Here is a 13334-nt window from a genome sequence, read left to right as displayed (position 1 = left end):
GCTAGAGCAGAGCTTTTAGCTTCTGGGCGTCGGCCGGGGCGGCGCTCTTTTGATCATTGTCGAAATAGACGTAGACGTCGCAACCTTGTCGCTTCCATGACTTGATACGCTTTGCCCATTGCGTCAGCGCCGGTCGCGTGTAGTGACCGTGATAGCGTCCACTCGGGCCGTGACCACGCACATAAACGAAGTCCGCCGTACGTTTCCAGGGCGCAGGCGCATCGTGATGGTCCGACAAACATAGCGAGATGTTTTGATCGGCGAGCATCCGGAGGATGCGGGATTGATACCAGCTCGGATGGCGAAATTCGAAGCTGTACCGACGTTTCTTCGACAGCAGCTTGAGGAACGAGGCAAGCCGGTCGGGATTTGCCTCGAACTGCGGGGGAAGTTGGAACAGGATCGGGCCCTCCTTGCCTCTCAGGCAGGAAATGCGATCCTCCAGGAGTTCAAGGCTGTTTTCGGAACGATCTGATAAGCGCTTCCAATGGGTAATGAACTTCGAGGCCTTCCAGGCAAAGACGAACTCTGGTCCGGTCTGCTCGCACCAGGCTTTCACCGCTTCGCGCGTCGGGGTGCGATAGAAGACGCCGTTCAGCTCGGCCGTGTCGAATTGGCTCGCATAGTAGCGAAGTTGTTCCTTCAGCGGCAAACTTTCCGGAAAGAATGGCCCTCGCCAGGAATCGTAATGCCAGCCGGATGTGCCAATCATGACGCGCGCCACTGAATTCTCCGTCGTTGGACGCGGCGACATGACGCCGCCGGTCTGACGGAGAACAGTTGGGCGGCAGAACCGTTGCTTGGCACTGCCGAGCCAGGCTGTAGCGTCTACTCCGTCTGTTCGACCGTAGCCGGCATTTTTGCGACCGACATCAGCGAGCGGGCCACCTGGTTCAACAGTTGGTCCGCATTTTCCTCCTCGGCCAGAGATTTCGACAACAAGCTGACGATGGCGCTGTGGCGGAGTTGCTGGGCGAGGTTGCGCGCGGTGGTGTAGCCGGCGATCTCGTAATGCTCGACTCGCTGCGCCGCCCCGATCAAGGCCAGGTCGGCGGCGGCATCCTCCTTCTCCTCGCCCTCGTCCATGATCTCCTGGCCTTCCTCGACGAGGCCCATCATACCCTTGCACGGCTTGGTTCGCGCGGACTTCCCGAGCAACTCAAAACACTCGTTGATGCGTTCCACCTGGGCTTCGGTCTCGGCGAGATGCTGCTCAAACAGCTCGCGAAGCTGATCGAAGCGCGCGGCTTCCGCCATCTTGGGCAGCGCTTTGGTTAGTTGCTTCTCTGCATGAAGGATGTCGCGCAGCTCGTCGATCAGGAGCTCACCGAGTCCGGCTTCGTCCACGGGCGGGGAGCTCTCGGTCACGATCGCCGACGCCGGGCCAGGCTCACCCGCCTGGATCGCAGGGGACTCGGTGAAGACCCACTCGCCCCCTTCGTTCCACGGCCCGCGCGTATCGATCTCGCCGTGATCGCCCGTTCCGGTCGAATCATTGAAGAACTGGTCGACGAGGCCAGGTGTCGGAGCGATGCGCCCGATGCTGAATGCCGGCTTCGCCATGCTTTCGAGCGCCAGCGAGAAGGCCTTCATGTGCGTGATCTCGCGGGTCATCAGGAATTGCAGCGCATCCTTTGTGCCGGAATCGTCGGTGAAGTTGATGAGCCGCTCATAGACGATCTTTGCCCGGGCTTCGGCGGCGATGTTGCTGCGCAGATCGACATCGAGTTCGCCCGTAATCTTGAGGTAGTCGGCGGTCCAGGCGTTTCCTTGCGAGTTGAACAGATTTACGCCCCCGCCGCCGGCGATCGCGATCAGCGGGTCTGCTTCGGCCGCCTCGCGATCGAATTTCATCGGTTTGAGATGCATGCGCGCAAGCGTTCCAACGACTTCGAGATGGCTGAGCTCCTCGGTGCCGATGTCCATTAGGAGGTCCTTGCGGTCCGGATCTTCGCAATTGATGCCTTGGATGGAATACTGCATGGCAGCGGCGAGCTCGCCGTTGGCGCCGCCGAACTGCTCGAGAAGCATGTTGCCGAACCGCGGATCCGGCTCGTCGACACGGACGGTGAACATGAGTTTCTTGACGTGATGGTACATTCCGGTTGCCCTCAGGGTACGAGAAAGTTCAGTTCTCGAACCGGTGGCTGTCGACCTTTGTTCCTAATTCAGATGTCAGTGCCATCAGGTTGTCTAGGTGGCGACGCTCGCTCTTGCTACTTCGCTTCCTGCACCTGCGTGCGGTCTTTCTCGACTTCCTCTGCGTCCTTGTCGTCGATGCTCATCAACGAATTGTCGGCTCCGCCGTGGACCTTCAGGAGTTCGTCGAGCTTTGCGTGAATGGCTTGGGTATCGCGGTGCTCGGCTCGCTGAATGAGGAGCGTCATTCCCCACGTGGCAAGCGTTGCCATCGAATGCCACTCCAGGCCGTTTCCAAGGGTGAGCCAGCAAACACAATAGATCAGATAGACCACGAACGCGGCCGGACGCGACATCGCGACACCGAGTTCCGTCAGCCAACCTTTGGCGTGGGCAGGGGGCATTCCCGCAAACGTCGAGTGAGGGACGGAGTTCCCGCCGAGGGACAGTTGGAGATTCCGCCGGCCGTCTCTGACCGCTCGGATCAGGATCGGGGCCGCCTCTGAAAAGCGGCGGCCCGAGGCCGCCGCAAGCGCATGGGCACCCCGCCGCAGCGGGGCGGGTCGTCATCGCCGTCCAGCTGCAGCGGAGAGAAGCTCACTGCGGTACGGTCATGGCCGATCTTCGCGACTTCCGCTCTACCCCCAACAACGGACGCGCCGACGGCTGCCGAGACCTTCGGCTATGGGCCAGAAGCTGACACCGCTGCCGTTAGGTCGGCGGCGTCGGCTGAGGTGCTGGCTGAGGCGGTGACGTTGCGGGATGCTGCGACGATGTAACAGGGGGCTACCGCTGCGGAGCCGTGCCGGGCTGCTGATCACCGCCTCCATGCGGGACACAGGTCCCCACGTTACTCAGCAGTCGTTTGGCCTCAATGTCGCGGGCCTTCTTGTAGTCCTTGCGCCGGTCGATCCTTGCCGCCGCCTGACGATCCCACGCATCGAACGCATCCGCATAGTGCTGTCGCATTTGCTCCTCGGCGGCGAGACAGTCGGTGAACTTATCGAACACCAGATCGGTGTTGACGGGCGCGACGCCGCCTACCAAGACCACCAACATCCACTTCATTGTTTTTTCTGCCTACGTTCGTGCCCGTTCTTGCCACTGACAAGCACCCGGCCAGCGTTGCTGACCGGGTTAGTCAATGCGGAGGAGAGCAATGATCGTCATCGATGTCCGGCAACGGGTCATGTTCTTTGCCGTTCCTATCGGACAGCGGACTTTCTGCCTCCGGTGAAACCCCGCTACTGTCGCGCAGCGTAGGAACGTCCAGAGCGCCGATGGCTTGGTTGTCATGAGAAAAGCGCAAGAATACCGCGAGTTGGCTGAGCGTTGTAGGGCCGCAAAGTTGGCTGCAAATGAAGGGCGAGCCAAACATTCGCTCGCAACCCTAGAGCGTAGCTACTCCACCCTCGCCAGCAGCGCCGAGATTGTTGCTCAGGCTGAGGCTCGCTGGGCAACTGCGAACAGCCTCAAGCAGCCGGAGGAATGACACCCATGCAAGCGAAGATCGAGCCGATGATTGATGCGCTGATGCACTACGACATCGAGACGGCCGTTGCATTCGAGCGGCTAGCCGCCAACGAGATTGATGGCGACCTCAGGGCGTGCCTTGAGGGCTTAGCGACAGCCTACCGGAAGCTCGCTGCGTTGCGGGCGGAAGAAATAGGCCTGCCGCCACCAAACAAGCCTTCACGTCAGGTAGGTCCCATGGCGAGCGGTTGACACGAACCTGCCAGCCCTTCGCCCGCTCCGGCCTGCGGAACTTCTTGAGACTATGGCTTCGTTCAGCTGGCTACAACCACCGAGATAAGTTCCGCGCGGGTGCCGCCGCCGCGCTGATAATTGCCAAGTTTTCCCGGAACTGGTTGCGTCCTCTTAGTCATCCTCGATAGAAGGGATACGATCTACTGGCTCGACTCGCCCATGCCCAAAGAAAAAGAACAAGCAGGCCGCAAGGTCACGTTTGAGCACCATTTGCCCGCGCAGATAATGGCCATCGATGGGACTTGGCGTCGCTCATGCCGCGTCAAGGAAGTCTCGGAAGCCGGCGGGATCCTTCAGGTTGAAGGATCAATCGAAGGACTGGCCTTAACGGAGTTCTTTCTTGTCCTCTCTTCGACCGGCCTTGCCTATCGCCGGTGCCTGCTCGACAGAGTGAACGGCGATGAGCTGGCGGTCACGTTCCTCCGACAAAAGAACAACGCCAAAAAAGCGTCAGAGCCTCCCGCTTAGTCCAGTGAGGAGTGCCCATGCTGCCGATTATTCCCAGTTCTCGGGAACCTTCTGCTTCTGTGCACTTTGTAACGTTCAGCGAAAATGTAAGTTGGGGGCGACCTTGCCGGAAGTGCCATTAATCCTTGTCGTCGAGGACGACGACGCCATCCAAGGGATTGTCGAGGATGCGCTGAGTGAGGGAGGCTTTGAGACCGCCATCGCCAGGAAGGGAGTGACTCTACTCAAAGGCGGGCTTGTTGCGTATCGGAGCCTTGTCACTGACATCAATCTACTCGGAAGGTTCAATGGTTGGGAAGTAGCGCGAGCGGCCCGCGAGGTGGATGCCGCGTTCCCGGTGATTTACATGTCGGGAATGGCGGCCGACCAATGGGCCGTGCAAGGCGTTCCGAACGGCATCACGCTGACGAAGCCATTCGCCTCGGCGCAGCTTGTGGCAGCGGCCTCGCAGCTACTCAATCAAAGTTAGTCGCTTCTTACCGGCACCGGAAGCATCGGATGAAGCATGCATCGATACTCCTCGTTGAAGATGAAGCCCTCATTCGGATGATGCTCGTAGATATGGTTGAGCAGCTTGGGCATACCGTCATTGCCGAAGCCGGGAGTGTCGATTTAGGCCGATCCCTTGCGGAGATTGAGGACTATGATTGCGCGATCCTCGACATCAATTTGCATGGGTTCAATGTGAGGCCCGTCGCCGAGGCCGTGACAGGACGCGGCCTTCCACTGGTATTCGTGAGTGGTTACGGCACGAAAGGTGTGCCTGATGGCTTTCAAGGAATGCCTGTCCTGAACAAGCCTTGCTCGCAGGAAGCGCTCAAGCGAACTATTGACGCTGTTCTATCCGATGCACAGCATGAAAAAATTCGAGACATCGGCGACGAAGGATCGTAAGCCGTCACCGCTCGACATCGCTTGCCGAACTAAACAGGTCTGGGGGTACATACCTGCTGAATAGGATTTATGATGCTTGGAAAATTGCTGTGAACGTTGGCTATCCGGTCAAAGGCGCATTCAAACCCGAATGAGAGACACGACGCTCGAAGCTTCCGCTTCGGGTCATTCTCGTCGTTTTGGCTGTCCGACAGTTACTTCCGGTATAACCTGACGAGCGGACATTCGCAGTGTTCGACGGCATGTCGCAAAAGGGCCAGAACCGGAAGCGGCGTAAATCGTTAAAGTTCGAAACATCTGCCGAGCTATCCCTCAATACTGGCTGGGGTAGAGCGATGAAAAGTGAGCCAAGCTGTCAGCGCCGTTGAAGGTCCCATGAACGAAATGGAGCTGCATGCCTATGGCAAACTCGCGCAAGCTCTCGCCGAGAGAGCTTACCAGCTTGCCGAGGGCGATTTAAACGCTGACGCTTTGGCGTCCCAATTTCCCAACGCTCCGCGTCCGATCTTCGCTCATAATGACACGTTCACATCGCTTGCGCTTGTTCTGTGGCCGCTCGGCATTCTCAGACCACTTAATCCAGGACCCAAGGGATGGGCGAGTGCTTTTGCGTTTGAGTGCAGCACAGAAGAGGCCGCTCAAGTGGCCGAACGCAATTCCCAAAATGGCGGCCCAAGCTTGCCTGAATTGCTGGAAGCCTTCATCGACTTCTTTGATAGTTATGGAAAAGACTATCACGACTTTTCCAGCGCCATATACGTGCCATTCGGGCGAAACGGACGAATGACTCAAGTTCTTAATGCCCTTGTGCCGCTTGGCTATGTTGAGAAAGCGAACGAAGGATATATTTGGACGGATGCCGAGCCCGTTATGCGCATTCTATACGGCTTCAAGGGTCTGTCAGACCCGGATGCTTTCGATCCCAGAGCGTGAGCGCGACCACACCGGAATATTTTCATGGACACGTTCTTTACCGACGAGCAGACGCGGGAAGTGATTGCGACGTTGGAGGACCACACTCCCGGTATCTGGGAGCGAATGAAGAAGATGGCCGCGACCCCGGACCGCCCGCACGATGAGGCGCAGGAATTAGAGCAGGGAGCCATCGTGCGCGTGCTGACCATCGTTCTGCCGATGTTGCCGTTCGTTGCGCAAGCTCAGGACCCACTCGAAGCAAGAGCACGCTTGAGTATAGACTTGGGTGATGCCGTGCGCACTGCAGTCGCATCGGAGAAAGACGGCTCCTAGATCAACGCGGTGACCGCTTTGGGTCAAAAGGCGAAGTCGCAGTCGGCCTGGTATCTCTGCCGTTATGCCACCCGGTCACCCAACGTGCTCGGCATGTCTGAGAAGGGCCAAGCTCGGCGTGACCGTCCTCGCTGCCGAGCCATCTGCATGGCGAGAGGTACCGACGCAAAAAGACGATGAAAACGAAAATCAACCAAACGTCCGTTCGATTACACGATCTCAACCGCCGCATCGTTTCCAGGCATTGCGAAGTCATCGTCCAGTTGGAAAATCCGGCGCAATACTAAGCCTGACACGAGCAACCACACGTCAGGCCTATTGCCCTCGCCAATAACCACCGTCGCATTTTGATCGGGCAGCGCTCGAAGCGCGTCTACAAGTTCGCGAACTGTCATGTGGCACCGTCCTCTCGGCTAGAGGCTGCCTCAATGGCAAGTCGAGACCGGCGAGCACCTAAGCATCGCGTGAACAATTCACGGTCACGTGCACTGGCCGCTCGGATCTGTCGTCCAAAGGTTTGCACCTGATTGCAACGCTCAATTTGATTTCGATCAATGACCGAAGACCAATACGAAGATGGCAGCTACGGTGAAAACACCCGCCGCAACAACAGCCGCACTCACTAATAACTCCCTACCCATGCCCACCATTTAACGGAGCTTAGGACCGAGCGCCTGTGCAGATTGTGCCAAAAGCGGGTAATTTGGGAAACGGGGACCGCCATAAGTCAGCTATGGGTCAATATCGCCCCTCCCATCGCTCGAAGTGGACGCGGTACGTCTCCAATCGTCTGAAAGCGGAAGAGGGGTCGGAAGGGCTCCGAGCTGAAAATGACCAGCCTCACAAGTTGAGGAGGTCAACATGACCGATGTTCTGAACGTAACCTACGCCGTCTCGAAGCGCACTCCCTGGAATAAGGGAAAGATCGCCGGCGCGAAGCCGCCGCTCCGGCCAAAACATGTCTGGTCAATCCGCACCAAGCTCCAGGTGGAAGGCCGGATGCGTGATCTGGCGCTGTTCAACGTTGCCATCGACAGTAAGCTGCGCGGCTGCGACGTTGTAGCACTGAAAGTCGATGACGTTGCCCCGGGTGGGTATGCTGCCGACCGCGCGAGCGTCCGACAGAAGAAGACCGGCCGGCCAGTCAAATTTGAACTGACGGAATCCACCCGCCAGGCGATCGATGACTACCTCCGGGCAACCGGTAAGAAGTCGGGCGCATACCTGTTCACTGGTCGACGGCAGGCTGGACACATGACAACCCGCCAGTACGCCCGGCTCCTATCTCACTGGATCGCTGACATCGGATTGGATCCGCACCTGTTCGGGACGCATTCTCTTCGCCGCACCAAAGCGACCTTGATCTACCGCCGAACCGGCAACCTGCGAGCCGTGCAGCTCCTATTGGGGCACACCAAGATCGAGAGTACCGTCCGGTATCTCGGCATCGAGGTCGATGACGCCCTCGCGATAGCGGAACAAGTCGACGTCTGATTTAGGGGGCAGAGCAGACGGGCTCTGCTTTGCCCTCGCAGCCGGCTTCGGGCCAGAAGCGGAAAGTGGCACGTCGGCCCAATGGTGCCCGGTCAGGATGAACCGACTCCCCAGGTAAAGCTGCTCACCCCCCAATCACGAAAGGGACCTTCAGGACGGCACTCAAGCTCCCAATGGGTGTTCTCGCCGACGTTTTCGTACGTCCAATCGATTTCGACGCTCTTGGTCAGCCGATCGATCCGGCCAGAGATGGTCGGCCTCCCATTCGCGTGTTGGCTGCTGAACCCGACAAGCAAGGGAGTAATCTTCGTGATCGGTACGATCTTGTCCTGGAACGACACTGTTTGATCGACGTCGCTCACAATGATGCTTAGATTGGAGAGGGGCGTAAATTCCAACTCTGCTCCGGGCTTACCCACCAACCTACTCGTTCCAGTGCAGCGTAAAGTTATTTTCGAGCTTTGCTGCTGCGCGGCGACGGACTGCATCGATGCAAGCAACAGGAACACGCACACTAGTCTCATCGACCACAGGCCTCGTTGCTATGTCAGATGCTGACTTCATGGGCTGGCATCATAGCTGCCGAGAACCACCGGCGCAAAGGTCCGCTTTGGGTCACTTTCGGACTTCCACGCGGTCCAAATCGAAGTCCGCTCTTACTGCACCAGCAGACATGAGCGGCGGAAGGCCCAAGGATGGCGGTCCGCCCGCAAGTTGTCCGGGTCCTTCTGAGTTTGCTGCATGCGCGGGGACCGCGCGACGGCCCGCCCTAAACGTATTAGCATTTTCGCAATCTCATCTAAATTTCGTACCGTATCGCACACAGAGGAGCTGCCGCGCCCGGCAGCGTGGCGCTGACCGAATACGAGAAGCATCTGATGATCGATGTCTACCTGCTGTCATAAGCGCCTTGGCGGTAAGGTCCCTCACTGCGGCCAATCCTTACAGAGCGTGATGCCGATCATGATCAGGGAGCCGATTGCGACCACCACGGGGCAGACAAACGGCAACTCCTCCAGCACGCAGATAACGACCGCCCAGGCGCGGAGGTTTTCTTCGTATGCGCGAAGCGCCAGCCTGCCACACCCATCTGACATCTCCGTTTGGCCCCCAGCAGCGGCGGTCTCACTCTTCAGCGAGAAGCGATCTCCGGCTATAGCCCATTCGGATGTATCCCTGGGTCAAGGTGAAGGAACCCCTGCATGGTCTGCTCGGCCCCTTGCAGCCGATCAGCGCCGCTGCAGTAGGCCGTGAGCACGCTGGTAGCCCCGCGCTCCTGGCGCTGTGCAGGGCTTTCCTACAGCCTCGCCCTGACGCCTTCAGCGCCAGGTGTGCGCGTTTGCCGTCCGTGAGGTCGAGCTGTCCGCGTTCTCAGCGGCCGTCGCCCGCGCATTGTGATGGGACGCAGGATGACTTCTGCCGCACGATCGATGCGGCGCGCACGCCTGATGGCGTCTCGCCGAAGCGCCGGCGGAACGAGCGATTGAAATGAGAAACGTCACCAAAGCCGACTGCAAACGCGATATCGATGATGGCCAAATGCAGATTGTGCGGGTCAGTCAGCATCGCGAAGGCACGCTCAAGCCGGCATCCTGCAAGGTGCTCGGTGAACGACTTTCCAGTCCCCTCGAGCAATTTTTGCACGTATCGCCGCGACATACCGACTGCTCCAGCGACATGGTGCAGATCGAAATTGGGATCGCTGGAGCGCTTCGCGACCTCCGCCAGGATCGCCTGTAGCTTGGCTGCCTTCACACCACGCTCCGCAACGATGTTTGCAGCTTCGGCGGTCGGTCCGAGCGTCGCGGCTACGAGATCGAGTAGATGTGCGCCGACGGTGGAGGCGAGTTTTGATGACGATGTTTCTTTGAATGATGCGAGCGACCGCAGGTAGAGGTGAAGCAGCCGAAGCGCCGGTCCAGGATGCACCGGCCGACCTGATAGATCTTCCGGCTGCGCGACCAGAGACCTAAGGGCGGCAGCCTGCACGGTCACGAATCTGACCCTGGCGCCGCGCGACCCAAATACTCGCAGCGGCCTTCCCCGGTCAACCAAACAAGCGGAGCCGGCATTGTAGACATGCTCCTCGCCGACGTTTGCAAATTGGACCGGTCCAGCCTCGACGATGTTCAGTCCGAATTGCTCACGGCTATCCTTGAGGTGGTATTTGTGACGGATAAACTCGACCGGCCTGGTGCTAATGCTACAAACGCCAACCGTGCCGAGCGGCAAGTAAGTGACGTCGATACGCGGGCGGCCGCCGCTGTGATCTATCACGTCCAAGGCGAGGTTCAGCCGCGCAAACTCTTCACGGAACGTGGAGAACCGTAAGCGCTCCGGCAGCATCTCAGTCGACCACCGCACAAGGGGAGATGACGTTGGCATGCTGGCCTCCCGTTTCGGCGCCAACCACGCAAGAACGACTGAGCTGCCCGAACGAAATCTGTAAATTACTCGAAGACGCCAACTCGTCTCACCAGATTATAACGCACCGCAGCTCCGGTGCAGGTGTGAGGTGGATTACAGATGGAGGTAAGCTCTCAAGAAAATGATGAGGAATTTCCCGTCAGGCTTTCGATGCTGACACGGTTCGCATCGAGGTTGCTATGATGCGCGAAATGCCGCAACGGCACGAAGAATTTGCGTGTGCAACTTTCAGGATGCGCATGTGTAATCCACAGCCGATACGACTTGCGTCACTCCTCAAAAGGTGAAGAAAACGCCGTGCCTGAAGGCCGCCAACCGAGACGGCTTGCTTCTTTAGCAAGCCCACATCATCCGCGAGCTGCGTGCGGACGGAAAAGCCAGTCTACGTTCCATTGCAGAGGAGCCGAACGAAGCCGGCAACTCGGTTGCGCGCGCGGAAGGCTCGGTTTGCTCGGTTCAGCGGTTGCGAGTGTCTTGACCATCGCAAGATCGAATGGGGTTGGGATAGAAGCAGCGATGCGGGCCCGAATGGGATCGCCCAAAAATGTCACTGCAATCGTGATCATCACTACAGATACTAGGACTACGAGCACATCAGTCATGATGCGCCTCCAAAAGTGCTTCGTCATGATTTGAACCCTCACAACCAATGACGCGCGCGTGCGCAGCTAAATTTCGCATGCAAGGGTATGTGAATGGGAGTTCGCCGCACGTAGCGGATCGTCCCTTTATAGCGCAGCAGTCACCAACTATGTAGCAGCGATCCCGACCCAATTTAGCCCGGATGCGTCAAAACTGATGTCCTCGCAGCTTCCACGTCGTGCATCGCACGGACACGACAGGATGGTCGAGGTCCTATGGAGGGCGACGAAAAGCGCGGGGACCGTGCGACCGAACCTATTGAGAATATCTGGCGCGAGAAAATCCGTAGTTGCAGTTGCAGAGGACATGCATCTGTTTCGGGCGTGCGCTCATATCATCGCGCTAGGCGGTCTACGTTGAACTGAGACATTGTGCCGCAACCGATTTGTAAACTGTGGTTGAGGCTCGTCTTGCGTGCCAATGTTCTCATCACGCCGGGCTCAAGCGACTGAGCTGATTATTCCATCGAGATCGAGGAGTAAATTTCATGGCGCAAATTCTTGCTCATAACCTCAAACCCGCCGCGACCTGGGGGTCCGGCGGCGCGTCCTACGATACCGTGAGCCAAAGCATAGCAGACGCCATTGATCACGTCGTGAATCGAATCTGGCCGCAACCGGGAGAGCGCATCCTTGACGTTGCGACAGGCACGGGCTGGACTGCGCGGCGGTTATCTAATCGAGGCGCAAAGGTGACTGGTATCGATATTGGCGAAGGCGTTATCGAGGCGGCGAAACTGATTGCACCGGAGATCGACTTCAAGCTCGGCGATGCCGAAGCGCTGGAATTTCCGGATCAAAGCTTTGACTGTGTGACTTCGACGTTCGGTGTCATGTTTGTCTCGCGCCCCGAGGCTGCGGCTGCCGAGTTGGCACGTGTCACGCGCAAGGGCGGGCGACTGGGGCTGGTCACTTGGCTGCCTGGCAGCGCGGTTGAAGAAATATTCCAGACAATGCGGCCATACATGCCGCCACCGCCTGACAATCCTCCTCCTTCGCCATTCGCGTGGGGCCGGGAAGGCCGCGTTCGGGAATTGCTTGGCGATACATTCGATCTGGCCTTTGAACCTGGCACCACGGTACTCCGCATGCCGAGCGGCCAAACGGTATGGGACATATTTGTGACTGGCTATGGTCCGACAAAAACGCTGGCCGCGTCGCTCGACCCTGAAAGGCGCACGGCACTTCAGCGAGACTTCATCGAAATGCATGAGAAGCACCGCTCGCCGGTCGGGTTAGCCATGCCGCGCGACTATCTCTGTACGATTGGAACTCGAAAATAACGCACCCGGCACTGCGTGCCCATCAGCCATCCTGCGCAACGCATCCGCATTCGATGAGCTTCCTCGTTGACGGATGCTAGGGACCTTGGCCGTCGTCTCGCCCGCCCGTCTCATTCGTCGTTTGCTTCACACCTTTTGCGAGCGCCCATATCAGATGATCCTGCCAAGGGCGATTGCGATGCGCAAACAGGTGCCTTACCGAGGTCAGCAACGCGGCGCTTCGGGGCCCGTGTTGGCCAGCCGCAAATCCTAGACCGCCTTCGCGCTGACGCTGCAATTGGAGTATCCGACCGCGACGCAACAGGAATGACGCCGATGACCGCGACCGTCGCGTCCCTCGCCAAACCGGTCCCTCGACCTCGATCCAAAAGGACCGCGAGCGTCAGTGCGTCGGCATTGGCACAGCACCTCGATTGCAGCCGCTGAGGCTCAAGCCGCCGATGCTGACCTACATCAGAAACGACGCCTGAGTATCGATGCGGTGACCGTGGCGATTCGGGATCGGCCGGGCCGGGGAAGCCGCCATGGTAAGCCCACTGTTGCCGCTCACTGCGACCAATCGTTATAGAGCGTGATGCCGATCATGATCAGCGAGCCGAGTGCGACCGCCGCCGGGCAGATAAAGGGCAACTCTGCCAGCACGCTGATAAAGACCACCCGGAAGCGGAGAGTTCTCTTCATATGCGCAAAGCGCCAGCCTGCCACACCCATCGGACATCTCCATTTGGCCCCCAGCAGCGGCGGTCTCACTCTTCGGCGCGAAGCGATCTCTGGCTATAGATCATTCGGATGTATCCCTGGATCAAGGTGAAGGAACCCTTGCAAACCTATCAAGCAGGCTGGATCGATCGGAGCAGCGAGCGGCGGGCTCTTGAGCCGACGTCGAAGCCAAGCGCGCAGGGCGAGCTGATCCAGCCGCAGTGCCGCCGGTCAGGAACGCCTCAAAAAACTTCTGGCGCTGCGCTGCGTCAAG

16 protein-coding genes are annotated in these 13334 nt (G+C 58.6%); 8 read left to right on the top strand and 8 right to left on the bottom strand.

What is annotated here, in order from left to right; translation table 11 throughout:
* Position 1: 1 nt before the first annotated feature.
* The 4 genes from NLM25_RS32865 to NLM25_RS32850 form a co-directional block, all read right to left on the bottom strand.
* Entirely contained in the window at positions 2-724 is a 723-nt protein-coding gene (locus tag NLM25_RS32865) for a DUF72 domain-containing protein (RefSeq protein WP_254121844.1), read from the bottom strand.
* Between the two features lie 104 nt (positions 725-828).
* Positions 829-2100, bottom strand: coding sequence for a DUF892 family protein (locus NLM25_RS32860; RefSeq protein ID WP_254121843.1), 1272 nt, complete (start codon positions 2098-2100; stop codon positions 829-831).
* Positions 2101-2216: 116 nt separating this feature from the next.
* A complete protein-coding gene (locus NLM25_RS32855) occupies positions 2217-2543 on the bottom strand; it encodes a low affinity iron permease family protein (RefSeq protein ID WP_254121842.1) in 327 nt (108 codons plus the stop codon).
* Positions 2544-2925: 382 nt separating this feature from the next.
* Positions 2926-3207: a hypothetical protein gene (locus tag NLM25_RS32850; protein ID WP_254137937.1), complete on the bottom strand. Its 282-nt coding sequence runs from the start codon at positions 3205-3207 to the stop codon at positions 2926-2928.
* 429 nt (positions 3208-3636) lie between these two features.
* Here NLM25_RS32850 and NLM25_RS32845 point away from each other — a divergent pair, with 429 nt between their 5' ends.
* The 6 genes from NLM25_RS32845 (at position 3637) to NLM25_RS32820 (ending at position 6516) form a co-directional block, all read left to right on the top strand.
* A complete protein-coding gene (locus NLM25_RS32845) occupies positions 3637-3864 on the top strand; it encodes a hypothetical protein (RefSeq protein ID WP_254137936.1) in 228 nt (75 codons plus the stop codon).
* Positions 3865-4065: 201 nt separating this feature from the next.
* Complete coding sequence (locus NLM25_RS32840) at positions 4066-4374, top strand: hypothetical protein (protein ID WP_254121839.1); 309 nt, start codon at positions 4066-4068, stop codon at positions 4372-4374.
* A 103-nt stretch (positions 4375-4477) separates the two neighbouring features.
* A complete protein-coding gene (locus NLM25_RS32835) occupies positions 4478-4843 on the top strand; it encodes a response regulator transcription factor (protein ID WP_254121838.1) in 366 nt (121 codons plus the stop codon).
* Positions 4844-4872: 29 nt separating this feature from the next.
* Positions 4873-5268: a response regulator gene (locus NLM25_RS32830; RefSeq protein WP_254121837.1), complete on the top strand. Its 396-nt coding sequence runs from the start codon at positions 4873-4875 to the stop codon at positions 5266-5268.
* A 375-nt stretch (positions 5269-5643) separates the two neighbouring features.
* Positions 5644-6201 carry a hypothetical protein gene (locus tag NLM25_RS32825; protein ID WP_254139787.1) on the top strand — a complete coding sequence of 186 codons (558 nt, stop codon included), beginning with the start codon at positions 5644-5646 and terminating at the stop codon, positions 6199-6201.
* A 24-nt stretch (positions 6202-6225) separates the two neighbouring features.
* Positions 6226-6516 (top strand): hypothetical protein, encoded by a 291-nt coding sequence (locus NLM25_RS32820; RefSeq protein WP_254121835.1) that lies wholly within the window; start codon positions 6226-6228, stop codon positions 6514-6516.
* A 209-nt stretch (positions 6517-6725) separates the two neighbouring features.
* Here the strand turns inward: NLM25_RS32820 and NLM25_RS32815 are convergent, their stop codons facing one another.
* A complete protein-coding gene (locus NLM25_RS32815; protein ID WP_254121834.1) occupies positions 6726-6911 on the bottom strand; it encodes a hypothetical protein in 186 nt (61 codons plus the stop codon).
* 466 nt (positions 6912-7377) lie between these two features.
* Between NLM25_RS32815 and NLM25_RS32810 the strand changes: the two genes are divergently transcribed.
* Positions 7378-8010 carry a tyrosine-type recombinase/integrase gene (locus NLM25_RS32810; RefSeq protein ID WP_254121833.1) on the top strand — a complete coding sequence of 211 codons (633 nt, stop codon included), beginning with the start codon at positions 7378-7380 and terminating at the stop codon, positions 8008-8010.
* Between the two features lie 92 nt (positions 8011-8102).
* On the opposite strand, the gene NLM25_RS32805 is transcribed toward NLM25_RS32810, so the two are convergent.
* Both NLM25_RS32805 and NLM25_RS32800 read right to left on the bottom strand, forming a co-directional pair.
* A complete protein-coding gene (locus NLM25_RS32805) occupies positions 8103-8429 on the bottom strand; it encodes a hypothetical protein (protein WP_254121832.1) in 327 nt (108 codons plus the stop codon).
* 952 nt (positions 8430-9381) lie between these two features.
* The gene (locus NLM25_RS32800) at positions 9382-10356 is read right to left on the bottom strand and encodes an AraC family transcriptional regulator (RefSeq protein WP_254139786.1); all 975 of its coding nucleotides are present in this window, start codon (positions 10354-10356) and stop codon (positions 9382-9384) included.
* A 1210-nt stretch (positions 10357-11566) separates the two neighbouring features.
* On the opposite strand from NLM25_RS32800, the gene NLM25_RS32795 reads away from it, so the two are divergent.
* Positions 11567-12361, top strand: coding sequence for a class I SAM-dependent methyltransferase (locus NLM25_RS32795; protein ID WP_254121830.1), 795 nt, complete (start codon positions 11567-11569; stop codon positions 12359-12361).
* Positions 12362-12907: 546 nt separating this feature from the next.
* Here NLM25_RS32795 and NLM25_RS32790 read toward each other — a convergent pair.
* On the bottom strand, positions 12908-13072 hold the full coding sequence (locus NLM25_RS32790) for a hypothetical protein (protein WP_254121829.1): 165 nt from the start codon (positions 13070-13072) through the stop codon (positions 12908-12910).
* Positions 13073-13334: the final 262 nt, after the last annotated feature.

Source organism: Bradyrhizobium sp. CCGB01 (assembly GCF_024199795.1).
Lineage (GTDB): Bacteria > Pseudomonadota > Alphaproteobacteria > Rhizobiales > Xanthobacteraceae > Bradyrhizobium.
Note: the sequence above shows the minus strand (reverse complement) of the source record. Positions and strands in the feature narration are given on the sequence as shown.

What these genes read in the sequence shown, in the direction of transcription:
- NLM25_RS32800 (WP_254139786.1), bottom strand. Translation starts at nt 10,356, where the DNA reads ATGCTGCCGGAGCGCTTACGGTTCTCCACGTTCCGTGAAGAGTTTGCG.
- NLM25_RS32795 (WP_254121830.1), top strand. Translation starts at nt 11,567, where the DNA reads ATGGCGCAAATTCTTGCTCATAACCTCAAACCCGCCGCGACCTGGGGG.
- NLM25_RS32810 (WP_254121833.1), top strand. Translation starts at nt 7,378, where the DNA reads ATGACCGATGTTCTGAACGTAACCTACGCCGTCTCGAAGCGCACTCCC.
- NLM25_RS32790 (WP_254121829.1), bottom strand. Translation starts at nt 13,072, where the DNA reads ATGGGTGTGGCAGGCTGGCGCTTTGCGCATATGAAGAGAACTCTCCGC.
- NLM25_RS32830 (WP_254121837.1), top strand. Translation starts at nt 4,873, where the DNA reads ATGAAGCATGCATCGATACTCCTCGTTGAAGATGAAGCCCTCATTCGG.
- NLM25_RS32845 (WP_254137936.1), top strand. Translation starts at nt 3,637, where the DNA reads ATGCAAGCGAAGATCGAGCCGATGATTGATGCGCTGATGCACTACGAC.
- NLM25_RS32860 (WP_254121843.1), bottom strand. Translation starts at nt 2,100, where the DNA reads ATGTACCATCACGTCAAGAAACTCATGTTCACCGTCCGTGTCGACGAG.
- NLM25_RS32840 (WP_254121839.1), top strand. Translation starts at nt 4,066, where the DNA reads ATGCCCAAAGAAAAAGAACAAGCAGGCCGCAAGGTCACGTTTGAGCAC.
- NLM25_RS32850 (WP_254137937.1), bottom strand. Translation starts at nt 3,207, where the DNA reads ATGAAGTGGATGTTGGTGGTCTTGGTAGGCGGCGTCGCGCCCGTCAAC.
- NLM25_RS32820 (WP_254121835.1), top strand. Translation starts at nt 6,226, where the DNA reads ATGGACACGTTCTTTACCGACGAGCAGACGCGGGAAGTGATTGCGACG.
- NLM25_RS32815 (WP_254121834.1), bottom strand. Translation starts at nt 6,911, where the DNA reads ATGACAGTTCGCGAACTTGTAGACGCGCTTCGAGCGCTGCCCGATCAA.
- NLM25_RS32825 (WP_254139787.1), top strand. Translation starts at nt 5,644, where the DNA reads ATGAACGAAATGGAGCTGCATGCCTATGGCAAACTCGCGCAAGCTCTC.
- NLM25_RS32855 (WP_254121842.1), bottom strand. Translation starts at nt 2,543, where the DNA reads ATGCCCCCTGCCCACGCCAAAGGTTGGCTGACGGAACTCGGTGTCGCG.